Annotated in this window: 18 protein-coding genes; 6 read left to right on the top strand and 12 right to left on the bottom strand. The window is 67.9% G+C overall.

Going from position 1 to position 14,363, the window contains the following annotated elements; genetic code table 11:
* Positions 1 to 15 precede the first annotated feature (15 nt).
* Positions 16 to 798, top strand: a complete 783-nt coding sequence (locus IU452_RS01305) for an SOS response-associated peptidase (protein ID WP_195107001.1) — start codon at positions 16 to 18, stop codon at positions 796 to 798.
* A gap of 24 nt (positions 799 to 822) precedes the next feature.
* On the opposite strand, the gene IU452_RS01300 is transcribed toward IU452_RS01305, so the two are convergent.
* The 4 genes from IU452_RS01300 to ybaK all read right to left on the bottom strand — a co-directional run bounded on the left by IU452_RS01300 (position 823) and on the right by ybaK (position 4,082).
* Positions 823 to 1,119, bottom strand: coding sequence for a hypothetical protein (locus IU452_RS01300; protein ID WP_195107000.1), 297 nt, complete (start codon positions 1,117 to 1,119; stop codon positions 823 to 825).
* A gap of 146 nt (positions 1,120 to 1,265) precedes the next feature.
* Positions 1,266 to 2,894, bottom strand: coding sequence for an MDR family MFS transporter (locus tag IU452_RS01295; protein WP_195107457.1), 1,629 nt, complete (start codon positions 2,892 to 2,894; stop codon positions 1,266 to 1,268).
* 65 nt (positions 2,895 to 2,959) lie between these two features.
* On the bottom strand, positions 2,960 to 3,451 hold the full coding sequence (locus tag IU452_RS01290) for a MarR family winged helix-turn-helix transcriptional regulator (RefSeq protein WP_195106999.1): 492 nt from the start codon (positions 3,449 to 3,451) through the stop codon (positions 2,960 to 2,962).
* A gap of 136 nt (positions 3,452 to 3,587) precedes the next feature.
* Positions 3,588 to 4,082 (bottom strand): Cys-tRNA(Pro) deacylase, encoded by a 495-nt coding sequence (gene ybaK, locus IU452_RS01285; protein WP_195106998.1) that lies wholly within the window; start codon positions 4,080 to 4,082, stop codon positions 3,588 to 3,590.
* A 408-nt stretch (positions 4,083 to 4,490) separates the two neighbouring features.
* Here ybaK and IU452_RS01280 point away from each other — a divergent pair, with 408 nt between their 5' ends.
* The gene (locus IU452_RS01280; RefSeq protein ID WP_416382270.1) at positions 4,491 to 5,219 is read left to right on the top strand and encodes a sigma-70 family RNA polymerase sigma factor; all 729 of its coding nucleotides are present in this window, start codon (positions 4,491 to 4,493) and stop codon (positions 5,217 to 5,219) included.
* A 20-nt stretch (positions 5,220 to 5,239) separates the two neighbouring features.
* Positions 5,240 to 5,497, top strand: coding sequence for a mycothiol system anti-sigma-R factor (rsrA, locus tag IU452_RS01275; protein ID WP_195107455.1), 258 nt, complete (start codon positions 5,240 to 5,242; stop codon positions 5,495 to 5,497).
* 82 nt (positions 5,498 to 5,579) lie between these two features.
* Here the strand turns inward: rsrA and IU452_RS39380 are convergent, their stop codons facing one another.
* Positions 5,580 to 5,654 (bottom strand): 50S ribosomal protein bL37, encoded by a 75-nt coding sequence (locus IU452_RS39380; RefSeq protein WP_370512239.1) that lies wholly within the window; start codon positions 5,652 to 5,654, stop codon positions 5,580 to 5,582.
* A gap of 107 nt (positions 5,655 to 5,761) precedes the next feature.
* Here IU452_RS39380 and IU452_RS01270 point away from each other — a divergent pair, with 107 nt between their 5' ends.
* Positions 5,762 to 5,977, top strand: a complete 216-nt coding sequence (locus IU452_RS01270; protein ID WP_195106997.1) for a biotin/lipoyl-binding carrier protein — start codon at positions 5,762 to 5,764, stop codon at positions 5,975 to 5,977.
* A 62-nt stretch (positions 5,978 to 6,039) separates the two neighbouring features.
* Positions 6,040 to 7,554 (top strand): sensor histidine kinase, encoded by a 1,515-nt coding sequence (locus IU452_RS01265; protein ID WP_195106996.1) that lies wholly within the window; start codon positions 6,040 to 6,042, stop codon positions 7,552 to 7,554.
* Between the two features lie 101 nt (positions 7,555 to 7,655).
* On the opposite strand, the gene IU452_RS01260 is transcribed toward IU452_RS01265, so the two are convergent.
* Together IU452_RS01260 and IU452_RS01255 are read right to left on the bottom strand one after the other, a co-directional pair.
* Complete coding sequence (locus IU452_RS01260; protein WP_062507827.1) at positions 7,656 to 7,910, bottom strand: WhiB family transcriptional regulator; 255 nt, start codon at positions 7,908 to 7,910, stop codon at positions 7,656 to 7,658.
* 233 nt (positions 7,911 to 8,143) lie between these two features.
* A complete protein-coding gene (locus IU452_RS01255; RefSeq protein ID WP_195106995.1) occupies positions 8,144 to 9,178 on the bottom strand; it encodes a diacylglycerol/lipid kinase family protein in 1,035 nt (344 codons plus the stop codon).
* A gap of 108 nt (positions 9,179 to 9,286) precedes the next feature.
* Here IU452_RS01255 and IU452_RS01250 point away from each other — a divergent pair, with 108 nt between their 5' ends.
* On the top strand, positions 9,287 to 9,703 hold the full coding sequence (locus IU452_RS01250) for a hypothetical protein (protein WP_324192382.1): 417 nt from the start codon (positions 9,287 to 9,289) through the stop codon (positions 9,701 to 9,703).
* 22 nt (positions 9,704 to 9,725) lie between these two features.
* On the opposite strand, the gene IU452_RS01245 is transcribed toward IU452_RS01250, so the two are convergent.
* From IU452_RS01245 to IU452_RS01225, 5 genes are all read right to left on the bottom strand, one after another.
* Positions 9,726 to 10,202, bottom strand: a complete 477-nt coding sequence (locus IU452_RS01245) for a GNAT family N-acetyltransferase (RefSeq protein WP_195106994.1) — start codon at positions 10,200 to 10,202, stop codon at positions 9,726 to 9,728.
* Complete coding sequence (locus IU452_RS01240) at positions 10,199 to 10,807, bottom strand: acid phosphatase (protein ID WP_228816260.1); 609 nt, start codon at positions 10,805 to 10,807, stop codon at positions 10,199 to 10,201. Before IU452_RS01240 ends, IU452_RS01245 begins: the two co-directional genes overlap by 4 nt.
* Before the next feature lie 43 nt (positions 10,808 to 10,850).
* Entirely contained in the window at positions 10,851 to 12,071 is a 1,221-nt protein-coding gene (locus IU452_RS01235) for a PQQ-binding-like beta-propeller repeat protein (RefSeq protein WP_195106992.1), read from the bottom strand.
* Between the two features lie 80 nt (positions 12,072 to 12,151).
* Positions 12,152 to 13,846, bottom strand: a complete 1,695-nt coding sequence (locus IU452_RS01230) for a DEAD/DEAH box helicase (protein WP_195106991.1) — start codon at positions 13,844 to 13,846, stop codon at positions 12,152 to 12,154.
* A gap of 51 nt (positions 13,847 to 13,897) precedes the next feature.
* Complete coding sequence (locus IU452_RS01225; protein ID WP_195106990.1) at positions 13,898 to 14,296, bottom strand: hypothetical protein; 399 nt, start codon at positions 14,294 to 14,296, stop codon at positions 13,898 to 13,900.
* Positions 14,297 to 14,363 lie beyond the last annotated feature (67 nt).

The following is a 14,363-nucleotide window of genomic DNA, read 5'->3' as shown; positions in this document are numbered from 1 at the left end:
TGGCAGCATGGGTGCATGTGCGGCAGATATGCGACCACGGCGAACCCGGCCCGACTGGCCGCCGAACTCGACGCCATCGACGAAACCGGTGATCGGCCGGATTCGGGCCCCAACTACAACGTGGCACCGACCAACCAGGTGCTGACGGTGGTCGAGCGCCACGATCACGACCACCCGGACGACGATCCGACGCTGCGGATCCGGCGCATGCGCTGGGGCCTGATCCCGGTGTGGACCAAGGCCGCCGAGCCCGGCGTCCCCGCCAAGGGCAAGCCGCTGTTCAACGCCCGCGCCGACCGGGCCGCCACCGCACCCTCGTTCCGGGACGCGGTGAAGAAGCGGCGCTGCCTCGTGCCGATGGACGGCTGGTACGAATGGCTGGTGGAGGGGGAGACCGCCAAGGGTAAGGCGATCAAGCAGCCGTACTTCATGTCCCACGCCGATGGGTCCCGGTTGTATATGGCCGGGCTGTGGTCGACCTGGCGCGATCCGGCGCAGCGGGATATGGATCCGCTGCTGTCGTGCACGATCCTGACCACCGACGCCGTAGGTGACCTGACCAAGATCCACGACCGGATGCCGCTGCCGATGCCGCGCGAGCACTGGGACGCCTGGCTGGATCCGGACCACCCGGCCCCGCAGGAGTTGCTGGAAACCCCTCCGGTGGACTGGATTTCGGGAATCGTCGCGCGTCCGGTGTCACCCCTGGTGAACAGCGTGCGCAACAACGGCCCGGAACTGCTGGCCGAGGCATCCGGTGCGAATACCGAACAGGCCGGTCAGACCAGCCTGATCTGACCGGCCGTCGGCGGGACTTCGTTGTCACATATCGCATCTCACGGTCGGCACCGCGATGCCGAGCCCGCACTTGACGACGCTCGCGCCCAGATCCACGAGTCTGGTGGTCAGGCTCCCGCCGAACTTCTCTGCCTTCTCCGCCTGCCTGGACGGATCCTGGGTCGCCTGTCCCGGTCCGCCGCCCATGGGGTAGTTGGAATCCACGGCAGTCACGATCACCGGTGCCGCGGCCACGGGGACCGCGGCCGTCACACCCGATCCCAGGGCCACCAGGGCACCGCCCGACACGATCAGGGTGCGTAAACGGCGTCGGTCAGACATGTCGCATCACATCCTCCGGTCGAACGAATCTGACCCGACCAGTAACGCATACTGCCCGGTTCCATTCGGGACATTTGCGTGTTTCATGCCTCTGACTGTGCGTGTCGGGGTCCCCGCCAGCAGCAGGCGGGGACCCCCACGGATGCCTACGCCTGCGGTACCGAGGCGGTTACCTTTTCCTCGGTTCGTGCCTGCCCTGCGGCCTGGATGCCGCCCGCGGTGCGCAGCGGCACCTCCTTCCAGAACAGCACCAGCAGCAGGGCCAGGGCCGCCATACCGGCCACCGACAGGAACACCGTCGACATCGAGTCGGCGAAGCCCACCTTGAACGGCCGGGCCAGCGTCGGGTTCAGCTGCTGGATGACCGAGCTGTCGTTCATCACCGCACCGGCGGCGGAGACGTCATGGGCGGCAAGCCCCTTCGACAGTGCCGCATCGGCCGGGTTGGTGCTGTGCACGCCCTCGACCACCGCCTGCTGGAATGCGGGCTGCGTCGCCGACGAATGCAGCTCGTTGCTGATATTCGGGGTCAGCTGCGCGAACAGGATGGACAGGAACACCGCCACACCCAGGGTGCCGCCGATCTGCCGGAAGAAGGTGGCGGCCGCGGTGGACACGCCCATATCCTTCGGCGGCAGCGCATTCTGCAGCGCCAGGGTCAGCGGCTGCATCAGATTGCCCAGGCCCAGGCCGGCGATCGCCATGAAGATCATCACCAGCCACAGGTGGCTGTCGGCGGTCACGAAGTGCAGCAGGAACAGGCCCAGCGTCAGCAGTGCCGCACCGATCAGCGGGAAGGCCCGGTAGCGGCCGGTGCGCGAGATCAGCTGGCCCGCGATGATCGATCCGGTCATCAGGCCCAGCACCATCGGCAGCATCTGCAGACCGGCGACGGTCGGGCTGGAGCCGCGCACCACCTGCAGATACTGCGGCAGCAGGCTGATACCGCCGAACATGGCGGCACCGACCACGAACGAGATCACCACGCCCAGCGCGAAGGTCGAGCTCTTGAACATCCGCAGCGGGATCAGGGCCACGTCGCCCAGCTTGGCCTCGACCGCGATGAACCCGAGCACGCCCAGCACGCCGATCACGTAGCAGAGCACCGAATTGGTGCTGCCCCAACCCCATTCGCGACCCTGCTCGGCCACCACCAGCAGCGGCACGATGCCGACCGCCAGCATGAGCACGCCCCACCAGTCGACCCGCACACCCGGATGCGGCTTCTTCGGCAGGTGCAGCACCTTGCTCACCACGGCCAGCGCGACCACGCCGACCGGCACGTTCACCAGGAACACCCAGCGCCAGCCGGTGACGCCGAAGAGGCTGTCCTGACCGGCGAACAGGCCGCCCAGCACCGGGCCGACCACGCTGGAGGTGCCGAAGACGGCCAGGAAGTAGCCCTGGTAGCGGGCCCGCTCACGCGGGCTGACGATATCGCCCATGATGGTCAGCGCCAGCGACATCAGACCACCGGCGCCCAGGCCCTGCAGCGCGCGGAAGGCGGCCAGCTCGTACATCGACTGCGCGAACGAGCAGGCCAGCGAGCCGATCACGAAGATCGTGATGGCGGCCAGATAGAACGGCTTGCGCCCGTACATGTCGGACAACTTGCCGTACAGCGGGGTGGCCAGGGTGGCGGTGATCAGGTAGGCGGTGGTCACCCACGCCTGCAGCGAGTAGCCCTGCAGGTCGTCGGCGATGGTGCGGATCGCGGTCGAGACGATGGTCTGGTCGAGCGCGGCCAGCAGCATGCCGAGCATCAGGCCGCTCATGATCACCAGAACCTGGCGGTGGGTGAAGCCGGCCGCCTCCGATCTCGGTTCTTCGATGGTTGCTGTCACGAATGTTCCTCCGTCGCAGAAATTTTCGGGGGAGTGAGGATGGCCGGGCGGGCGGCCTCGTAGTCGTCGACGAACCGGCGCAGCAGGTGCCCGAGCAGTTCGCGATCGTCGCGGGACCAGTTCGCCATGACCCGGTCGAGGGTTTCGTTGCGGCGCCTGCGGATTTCCGCGGCCAGCTCCCGGCCGGCGTCGGTGACGACCAGGACGCTGGCCCGCCCGTCGTCGGGGTCGGCCCGGCGCTCGATCAGCCCCTTCTTGACCAGGCTCGCGACCTGGCGGCTGATCGTGGAGGCATCCGAGTACAGCGCCTCGGCCAGCGCTCCCGACCGCATCGGGCCGTCGCAGAGCAGCCGGAAGATGATGCCGTAGGCCGCGAGCTCGATCTCGCTGCCGGATGCGGCGGCGATCTGCGCTTGGGTGCGCTCCCGGATGCGAGCCAGGCGGATCAGCTGCTGGGCGATCTGGTCGATCACCGCGTCGCTGTCCATGCTCAATGCCTCCTTGTGCGGGCCAACTACTTGCAAAAGGTAATTGCTTGTATGAGTCAACTAGTTGTACCTGGCAAGTATGCGGAGATATGTCCGCGACGGCAAGTCGTTTCGGGTGTGAGCCGAGTCGCCCTGGTCAGCCCTGGGTAATAGGGGCGGTGACGGCCTGGGTGAGCCGGATCAGGTCGGCGGGCGCCACCTCGATCTCCAAGCCGCGCTTGCCCGCGCTGCACAGCATGCGGTCCCAGTCGAGTGCCGAGTCATCCACCACGGTCGGCAGCAGCCGCTTCTGGCCGAGCGGGGAGATGCCGCCCAGGACGTAGCCGGTCGTGCGCTCGGCCTTGGCCTTGTCGGCCATCGCCGCCTTCGGCGCGCCCAGGGCGGCCGCGGCGGCCTTCAGCGAGAGGGTGCGCGGGACCGGCAGGACCGCCACCGCCAGCCCGCCCGTCGACAGCTCGACGACCAGGGTCTTGAAGATCTGCTCGGCCACCACGCCCAGCTGTTCGGCCAGCGCTGCCACGGCCTCGGCGCCATAGGAGTCGCTGCGCGGATCGTGGGGGTAGGAGTGCACGTGATGGGGGGCCTTCGCCTGGGTCAATGCGCGGATCGCGGGCGTGGAAGCTCCTGCCATGCGGGTCACCTTAGATTCCCGGCCTTCGGCCGGGAAAGCGAAAAAGGGCCGGGAAGCCGGAAAGCGAAAAGGGGCCGGGAAGCCGGAAAGCGAAAAGGGGCCGGGAAGCCGGAAGGCGAAAGAAGGCCGGGAAGCCAGGTAGGGCACGGGAGAGGCCACCCGCGGGAACACACCGAAGGGTTGCCATGTTGCATGCGATACCCACCCTCGATCCCATATCCCGTGAACCGAAGGAGATTACCGGTGACGGTTCTGGTCGACGAACGTCCGGTGCACGCCGGGTCGCCGCCGTCGTTCCCACAGCTGGACCCGGTGGCGCCGGTCACCGGATTCCTGCTGCCCACCCCCCTCGCGGTAGATTCGGAAGCTACGGCGATCGAAGGGATGGGCGTGACGAGCGACGACGATATGGCGGCCGATCGCCTGCGCGGCGACACCGCGGGCGATTCCGGGCCCGAGGGCATCGGTGACACCGATGACCTGGCCATTGATGACGAATTCGCGGACGACGAGCCGGGGGCGACACGCAGCAATGCCAGCGATGCGGAGCTGGCCGAGCGGTTCGAGCGCGATGCGCTCCCGCTGCTGGACCAGCTCTACGGTGCGGCCTTGCGGATGACCCGCAACCCGGCCGACGCCGAGGATCTGGTGCAGGAGACCTATGCCAAGGCCTACCAGGGCTTCCGGTCCTTCCGGGAGGGCACCAACCTGCGGGCCTGGCTGTACCGCATCCTGACCAATACCTACATCAACTCCTATCGGAAGAAGCAGCGCCAGCCCGCGCAGTATCCGACCGACGAGATCACCGACTGGCAGCTCGCGTCGACCGCCGAGCACACCTCGACGGGTCTGCGTTCGGCGGAGATGGAGGCGCTCGAGGCGCTGCCCGACGACGACATCAAGTCGGCCCTGCAGTCGCTGCCGGAGGAATTCCGGATGGCGGTCTACTACGCCGACGTGGAGGGCTTCCCCTACAAGGAGATTGCCGAGATCATGGGGACTCCGATCGGTACGGTCATGTCCCGGTTGCACCGCGGCCGCAAGCAGCTCAAGGGGCTGCTCGCCGACGTGGCGCACGAACGTGGATTCGACCGGAACCGAGCGGGCAGTGGCACGCGTCAGGAGGTAACCCAGTGAGTGCCGGGGACAACGACGACATGGAACTGGACTGCACGGCTGTGCTCGCCGACGTCTGGCTCATGCTCGACGGTGAATGCGACGAGGCCACCCGGGCCCGGCTGCAGCATCACATGGACCACTGCTCGCCGTGCATCGAGGCCTACGGTCTCGAGGAGAAGCTCAAGCGCCTGCTGCACACCAAGTGCGGCGGCGACAAGGCACCCGAATCGCTGCGCGAACGGCTGACGCTGGAGATCCGGCGGTCCATCACGATCACCGAGACCCGCGAGGGATAGTTCCACAGCAGAGCGGCACGCCATCCGGGATGGCGTGCCGCTCAGTGCTTTTCGGGTTTCGCCGACCGGGTCGGCGGCACGATCAAGCGTTGGGACGCTTGCCGTGGTTGGCCGCGTTCTTGCGGCGGCTGCGCTTCTTACGACCACGCTTACCCATCGGTATCCTCCTTCTGATCGAGCGTCATTGTTTCATGTGTGGTTGGGTGGGCCTGCAGCGGATGCGGGGCCGGAATATTCACAGTGCCGACGGGTGGAAAGGGTGTCATGGCCGAGGAAGTGCACGCCGAGATGGTGTCGACCGTCTTCCAGATCGTCGCGCAGGAGGGGGCGCCGATCGAGGAGGGGGACACCCTGGTGCTGCTGGAGTCGATGAAGATGGAGATTCCGGTGGTCGCCGAATCGAGCGGCACGGTGACGTCGATCAACGTCAAGCCCGGCGACGTCCTGCAGAAGGGCGACCTGATCGCCGTCATCTCCTAGTGCCTGCGCTCCACCCCGATGCGTAGTGGAGGATATTCACATCGGGTTGAAGGAGCGTGGTGATGTCGACACTGAGCGATCTGCTGGCCGAGCATACGGATCTACCGGGTGCGGCCGTGGATCATCTGCAGCGGATGGTGGGTGATTGGCAGCTGCTGTCGGACCTGTCGTTCGCGGATCTGCTGCTGTGGGTGGGCGCGGGCCCGGTGTCGGAGGGCGCCGACGTCGTCTGCGTCGCCCAGTGCCGCCCCACCACCGGCGCCACCGTGCATCCGGAGGATCTGGTCGGCGGCCTCGCCTCCAAAGAGGATCATCCGCAGGTGTTCGAGGCGCTGCTGACCGGCGAGATCGTGCGAATCGACTCCGACGGCGAATCCCAGGGGGTCTACCACCCCAGTCCGGTGCACGCCATTCGCGAGGCGATTCCGGTTCGGGTCGGCGAGCACGTGATCGCCGTGCTCGCCCGCGACACGGACGTGCAGCGGTCGAAGGTGCGCGGCAGCCTCGAGCACGCCTATATGGCCTGTGCCGACGATCTGTGTCAGATGATCGCCGACGGCACCTTCCCGACGCTCGAGGACCGCACCGGATCGCATTCCAGTCCGCGCGCCGGTGACGGGTTCATCCGCCTGGACACCGAGGGCATCGTGGCCTACGCCAGCCCCAATGCGCTGTCGGCCTATCACCGCATGGGCCTGCAGAGCGATCTGGCGGGCCAGGATCTGGCCCAGACGACGCGCTCGCTGATCACCGACCCGTTCGATGCCCAGGAGGTCGTCAGCGATATCCAAGCCGCGCTGGCGGGCAAATCGGGGCGGCGCATGGAGGTGGAGGCGCGCGGGGCGACGGTGCTGCTGCGCACCATAGTGCTGCGCCCGCACGGCGAGCTGGCCGGTGCCGCGGTGCTGGTCCGCGACGTCACCGAGGTCAAGCGCCGCGACCGGGCGCTGCTGTCCAAGGACGCCACCATTCGCGAGATCCACCACCGCGTGAAGAACAACCTGCAGACGGTCGCGGCACTGCTGCGATTGCAGGCGCGGCGCACCGAGAACGAGGAGGCGCGGCTGGCGTTGACCGAATCGGTGCGCCGGGTCACCTCCATCGCGTCGGTGCACGAAATGCTGTCGATGTCGGTTGACGAAGAGGTCGATCTCGACGAGGTCGTGGACCGGCTGCTGCCGATCATGGCCGATGTGGCGACCGTGCATACCGCGCGGATCAAAGTGCGCCGGGCGGGTTCGCTGGGAGTGTTCTCCGCCGAGCGGGCCACGCCGCTGGTGATGGTGCTGACCGAATTGGTGCAGAACGCAATCGAGCATGCTTTCGATCCGGGCGAAAACGGCACAGTGACAATTCGTTCCGAGCGTTCGGCGCGCTGGCTGGATGTGATCATCAGCGATGACGGCCGGGGTTTGCCCGACGGTTTCAGTTTGGAAGGTTCGGACCGGTTGGGCCTGCAGATCGTGCGCACTCTGGTGACCGCCGAATTGGGTGGTTCGATCGGTTTGCACCCGGGTGCGGATGTGGGAACCGATGCGGTACTCCGGGTTCCGCTCGGCCGCCGATCGTCCCGTTGATCCCTGAAAACAATGAAGCCCGGCACCTCGCGGGTGCCGGGCCGAAAATGCGCTACGTGCCGGGCTGTGCGGCTATCGCGTGGCCGTAACGCCGAACGCCGTCAGACGACGCTACGGGTGCGGGTGCGCGCGTTGCGACGCTTCAGCGCCCGACGCTCGTCTTCGCTCATACCACCCCAAACGCCGGCATCCTGCCCCGACTTCAGGGCCCAGGACAGGCACTCGGCGGTCACGGGGCAGCGGGCGCAGACCAGCTTGGCATCGGCAATCTGCGCGAGTGCAGGACCGCTGTTACCTACCGGGAAGAACAGCTCGGGGTCCTCGTCGCGACAGATGGCCTTGTGGCGCCAGTCCATTCCTCTGCTCCTTTGCTGGGCGCGCTAGGGCGCCTCGTGTTTGTGGTCCGTTCACTTGTGCGACTCGAATGTTTCCGCACGGTTGCTTGTGAATGCTTTCACGAACACCGTAGATGTCAATAGGTTTGTGGTGCACCGTGGGGAAGCTCACGCTGTAAGACCCCTACATCGGGGGCCTGCGGAGTCCTTTGTACTCGCTCGCGCCAGTTTTCGCAGCACAACTGCGATGTTTCTCAGTTGTGTCGGCCCGATTCGGGTCGCGGAGCGACCACCTCGAGCACCTCCGGCACGGCCGTGAAATCCACCACGCTGCGTCGGCCGATGAAGTCGCCGTCAATTTGCAGCCCGATGGGTTCGGCGGCCTCGATCCGCACCGACGGAACATCGTCGGTGCGAAACAATTTGCGCGCCTTGGGGTTTCCATCCTTGGCCAACAACTGGCGGGCGACCCACAGTGTGGGCAGTACCCGCATGGTCTGCATGGCAAACACTCCGAGTCCGGTTTCGAATCGAGTCCCGGGGTTGGTGCGCACCGGAGTGGAGTCGAGATAGGTCCACGGGCTGGTGTTGGTCACGAATGCGTAATGCACGCCCGTGACCGGTTCGTGATCGGGCACGTGCAGGGTGACCGCCGGCTCCTTGCGCTTGGCCCGGAAGAACTGCCGCACGGTGGTGCGCAGATAGCGGGCCGGGGTGGCCGTGTGCCCGTTGGCGCGGCTGCGGTCGATGGCCTCGCACACGTCGGCGTCCAGGCCCACGCCCGCGCTGAAGGTGAACCAGCGGTCGTCGGCGATGGCCAGGCCGATGCGTCGGTCACCGCCCGCCGCGCTCCCGGCTGTGTTCGATCCCGCCCTGCTCCCGGCTGTGTTCGATCCCGCCCTGCTCCCGCCCGCGTCCAGCGACAGCAGGTCGATCAGCTGATTGGTGGCGGCCACCGGGTCGGGCGCGATGCCCAGCGAGCGGGCGAAGACGTTGGCCGACCCGCCCGGGATGACGCCGAGCCGCGGAATCCACGCCTGCCCGTCGTCGACCTGCGGCAGCGGCAGGAAGCCGTTGATCGTCTCGTTGACCGTGCCGTCCCCGCCGTGCACGACGATCAGATCCATCTCGTTGGTGGCGGCCCACTGCGCCAACTCGGCCGCATGCCCCCGATGCTGGGTGTGGGCCACGATCAGCTGGGTGCGGCTCTCCAATGCGTGAGCGAGCAGATCCCGAGTGGCCGGTGTGGTCGAGGTGGCATTCGGGTTCACGATCAGCAACGTCCGCACGCCAGCAGCCTAGCCACGGGTGAAATCGGTTGACACCTCGCGTTGCCTGCGAAGTCGGTCGGCACCTTGTGTTGCCCCGCCGGAACGGCAGGGCCTTAGGCTGGGCGGGTGGCGAAGCAGGACACGGATGGTGGAGGGACCGGATCGGTGGAGGCGCCCGGGACGGTGCGCGGGGCCGGGGCGGTGGCGGCCCTGGAGGGGCTGGTCGGGGTGATCATCGCGATCGTGCTGGTGGCGCAGGGAACTCGGGGTAACGAGACCGCGACCCAGGCGTATGGGACCGCCGCGTATTTCGCGATCCTCGCCGGTGCGGTGCTCGCGGCGGGTGTCGCGCTGTTCCGCGGGCACCGGTGGGGGCGGGCCATCGTGGTGCTCGCGCAGGTGCTGTTGCTGCCGGTGGCCTGGTACATGTTCAGCTCGCACCGGCCCGAGTTGGCCGTCCCGGTGGGCCTGGCCGCCGTGGTCACCCTGGTGCTGATCTTCTCCCCGCCCTCGAACCGCTGGATGGCCCGCAGCTACGGCTAGGTGTTTCGTCGGGGAGTCCGAATCAGGACGCCGCGAGGCGTCCCAGTGCATCGCCGGACAGGCGGTAGCCGGTCCATTCGTCCTGGGGTTCGGCGCCCAGGGATTTGTAGAAGTCGATCGACGGGGTGTTCCAGTCCAGCACGGCCCAGGCGACCCGGCTGTAGCCCTTGGCCACGGCCTCTCGGGCCAGTTCGGCGATCAGGGCCTTGCCCAGGCCCAGTCCTCGCGCCTCCGGTTTGACGTAGAGGTCCTCGAGGTAGATCCCGTGCACCCCGTCCCAGGTGGAGAAGTTCAGGAACCAGATCGCGCAGCCGAGCACCTCGTCGCTCGAATCGCCGTGGGCCACATGGGCGAACAGGGCGGGGGAGGGGCCGAACAGGGCGGTGTGCAACTGCTCGGGGGTGAGAGTGCATTCCTGCCCGGCCTTCTCGTACTCGGCCAGGTCGTAGACCAGCTGCACCAGGGCGGGCACGTCGTCGGGGGTGGCGCGGCGAATCATCGGGCGGCTCCGTCGAGATCGGGGACGAGATTATGGGCGAGGATCGTGCGGGCCTGATGGTCGTGTCCGAGGACGCTGATCGCGCCGGTCGACAGGAAGAAGCGCCGGCCCTCCCGGACGTCGAATTCGGCCCAGCGGGCGATCAGCGCGCGGGAGAAGTGCCCGTGTCCGACCAGCACCACATCGCGGGAGCGCAGTGCGGGCTCGACCGCGGCCAGCACCCGGTCGGCGCGGGCCTGCACCTGGGCGGCCGATTCCCCGCCGGGCACGTCGTGGGTGAAGATGGTCCAGCCCGGGACGGTCTGCTGGATCTGCGGTGTGGTCAGACCCTCGTAGTCGCCGTAGTCCCACTCGACCAGGTCGTCGTCGATCCGCGCATCGGACAGGCCGGACAGCTCCGCGGTCTGCACCGCCCGCTGCTTGGGGCTGGTCAGGACCAGGGGATCGGACAGCTTCAGGCCGGTCAGCACGTGTGCGGCGGCGCGCGCCTGCTCCTGTCCGAGCGGCGTGAGCGGGACATCGGTGCGCCCGGTGTGTCGACGCGCCTTGGACCACTCGGTTTCGCCGTGCCGCAGCAATACCAGCCGGTACTCCGTCTCGCCCATGTCTTCGATCATGCCCGAGATCCCCCGGGCCGGGGACGAGGGGCTACTGGCCCAGGCCGTAGAGCTGCCCGCCGCGCAATTCGAGGACGGTGGAGCCGACCACCGCCAGCGAGATGGGCTCATTGTGATAGCCGCTGCGCTGCAGCGGAATTCGGGAGATCCGTGCGCCGGTGGTCAGGTCGAGGGCGGCGATGCCGTCGGCGGTCGGCATGATCAGCTGTCCGGCCATCCAGGCGGGGCTGCCCAGCGCGTCGGGAGCGGTCCAGATCGGCTCCAGGGTGGTGGCGTTCAGCGCGATCAGGCTGTTGCCGGTGAACACCAGAAAGGCCGATCCGATCCGGGTGGTCTTGACGCTGTCGCTCAGCGGCGTCGTGAGCCGGTGCACCGCAACGGGATTGGCGGCCTGATCGTAGATGGCGAATTCCGGTGCGGTGGTGGCGGTTCCGGGCAGATACAGCGCAATCCGGTTGTCCGACACCGCGATCACGCGGGCCTTGTCCGATAGCGCGCCCGGTTCGGTGAGCACGTGCGAGCCGTACTCCTCGGGCACGGTGTTGTCCTTGGGCGCCGGGTTCTGCACGGTGAGCCGCACGGCCGCTTCGCCGGGACAGCGCTCGAGCACTGCCAGCCGACTGGTGCTCGAGGCGGCCGACAGCAGTGTGCAGCCGCGGCGCGGCTGGGTCCGCACGTTCACCGGCGCATCCACGTACCCGTACTCGAGGGTGCGCACCAGATCGGGTCGCCACATCTCGAGCCGCTTCGGGCCCAGCGCCAGCACGTAGGTGCCGTCGGCCGACAGCGTCACTTGCCGGTCCATATAGCTGCTGCGAGCGGTGCGCCGCGTGCCGCTGTCGGCGGCCAGCAGCGTGGACTGGCTGCAGCCGCGCTGGTCGCGATAGGTGGCCACCACGGTGCCGAGCTGACCCTCGACGCCGCACAGCGGCATATCCCGCTGGTATTTCCACACCTGCGCGCCGGTCGCCGGGTCGCGCCCGGTGACCGTGCCGCCGTCGCCCGTGATGGCGAGCCCGCCGCCGACCAGGGCCCGCCCGGCGGCGCCGTCGGCGGCGTGCCACAGCTCGCGCAGCGACTGCGGCAGGTGGTCGGCCGGGGCCGGTGGGGTGACCGGGTGTGCGGCCGGATCGGATTCGGTGCCGCGCGCATCGCTGATCGACCACACGACGACCACCGCGATCACCACCACGACGGCGATCGCGACGGCGGCATAGATGTCGGCGCGTGTCCGCCGCTCGGGTGCGAGCACGTCAGCGAGACTAACAGTGGGCAGGGACGGGCCGAGCCGCCACGTGCGGCGGGCTCGGCACGTTCGCGCGAACGGTGCGGTTACACCGACGCGGCAACGGGGGCTTCGGCATCGGCGTCGGCACCCGACTCGGCCGAGGGCTTGCGGCGGCGGCGGCGACGGCGTGCGGGCTTGTCCGTCGATTCCTCCGCGGTGTCGGCGTCCGCGGCGTCGGCCGCGGTGTCGGTGCTCTCGGCTTCGCTTGCCGCGTCGTCGTTTCCGGCCTCGGCGCTCGCCCCCGACCGGCGGCGGCGACGCCGACGGCGGGCCGGCTTGTCACCGTCGGCCACGGAATCGTCCTCGGCCGCAACGGCCGCACCCGAATCGGCACCGGCGGTGTCGGTTTCGGTGGCCTCGGTGCCGTCCTCGGACCGCTCCACCGGCTTACCGCGCACGGTGCGTTTGCGATTGCGCTTGCGCGGGGCGCGCGGCTCGCGCTCCACCACGACGGCATCCTCCTCGCGCTCCGGCTTGCGCCGTAGCGTGCCGCTCACATCCTCCGGGATGCCCAGGTCCGAATACAGGTGCGGGGAGCGCGAATAGGTCTCCACCGGCTCCGGCATGCCCAGTTTCAGCGCCGCATCGATCGTCTGCCAGCGGTTGATCTCGTCCCAGTCGACCAGGGTGACCGCGACACCGGTGCGGCCCGCGCGGCCGGTGCGGCCGATGCGGTGCACGTAGGTCTTCTCGTCCTCCGGGCACTGGTAGTTGACCACGTGGGTGACATCGTCGATGTCGATACCGCGGGCGGCGACGTCGGTGGCGACCAGGACGTCGATCTTGCCCTTGCGGAACTTGTCGAGCGCCTTCTCGCGGGCGATCTGACCCAGGTCGCCGTGCACGGCACCGACCGCGAAGCCGCGCTCGGCCAGTTCGTCGGCCACCTTCTGGGCGGTGCGCTTGGTGCGGGTGAAGATCATGGTGGCGCCGCGGCTCTCGGCCTGCAGGATACGCGCGATCACCTCGCCCTTGTCCAGCGCGTGGGCCCGGTACACGAATTGTGCCGTCCGGTCGTGTACGGCCGAATCGTGCGGTTCCTCGGCCCGGATATGGGTGGGCTTGTGCAGGAATGTGCGGGCCAGGGTGATGATCGGGCCCGGCATGGTCGCCGAGAACAGCATGGTCTGGCGCTGCTCGGGCACCATGGTCAGAATGCGTTCGATATCGGGCAGGAAGCCCAGATCGAGCATTTCGTCGGCCTCGTCGAGCACCAGCACGCCGACCTTGCCGAGGATCAGATGCTGCTGTTCGGCCAGATCCAGCAGACGCCCGGGTGTGCCGACCACGACGTCGACGCCGGAGCGCAGCGCCGCGATCTGAGATTCGTAGGGGCGGCCGCCGTAGATGGAGGCGACGCGCAGCTTGCCCTTGTGGTTGGTCAGATATTTGCCCGCATTCTCCAGATCCTGGGTGACCTGGACGCACAGCTCGCGGGTGGGCACGATGACCAGCGCCCGCGGGGTGCCGTCCAGCGGCGTGGTGCCCGAATCGGTGCTGGAAATGCGGTTCAGCAGCGGCACGCCGAAACCGAAGGTCTTACCCATGCCGGTGCGGGCCTGACCGATCAGATCCTCGCCGGCCAGGGCCAGCGGCAGGGTGAGTTCCTGGATGGCGAAGGTGCGTTCGATACCGATCTCGCCGAGGGCGCGCACGATTTCCGGGCGCACTCCCAATTCGGCGAATGTAGGGGCGGTGTGGTCGGGGTCGAGTTCGGCGGTCAACAGCGTGTCCGTCAACCCCGGTTCCTGTTCGACAGTGATCTTGCTCAGGTTCGTACCTTCCTCGTGTTATCGCATCTCGCGCGCACGAGGTGTGGGACGGATACCGAGGGAGATCGCGTATCCGAGCGACCACATATCCGGCGGTGTTTCCACCTCGGCCACTGCGGGATGCCTGCTGGCATCTACCTGGCGTGGCGCAATGGTGTCGCGGATCTGGTGCGCGCACATTTTCGTTGGGCCGCGGTTCCCTGCCCGCGACGCGGGCGCAAAATTCCGTTGCCCATGGAGATTGTAGCGTGATAGCTTCTTCTGCCTGTTTTCCGCCACCCGCAAATGCCGCGCGGTATCGGGCGAAACTTCTTCGCTACTTCTTTCGTTCCTGTTCCAGCGCGTGCCGTCGTCCGCTGTGCCCCATGACATCCCGGCCGAAAGCACGCCGGGATGCTCGCGGAGAAATCCCGTCATCCCGGAGTGCTTTCGGCCGGGATCAGGGCCCGCGGCGGTGGCCAACACCACATATGTGAGACACGGT

Source organism: Nocardia transvalensis (genome assembly GCF_015477765.1).
Lineage (GTDB): Bacteria > Actinomycetota > Actinomycetes > Mycobacteriales > Mycobacteriaceae > Nocardia > Nocardia transvalensis_A.
Note: the sequence above shows the minus strand (reverse complement) of the source record. Positions and strands in the feature narration are given on the sequence as shown.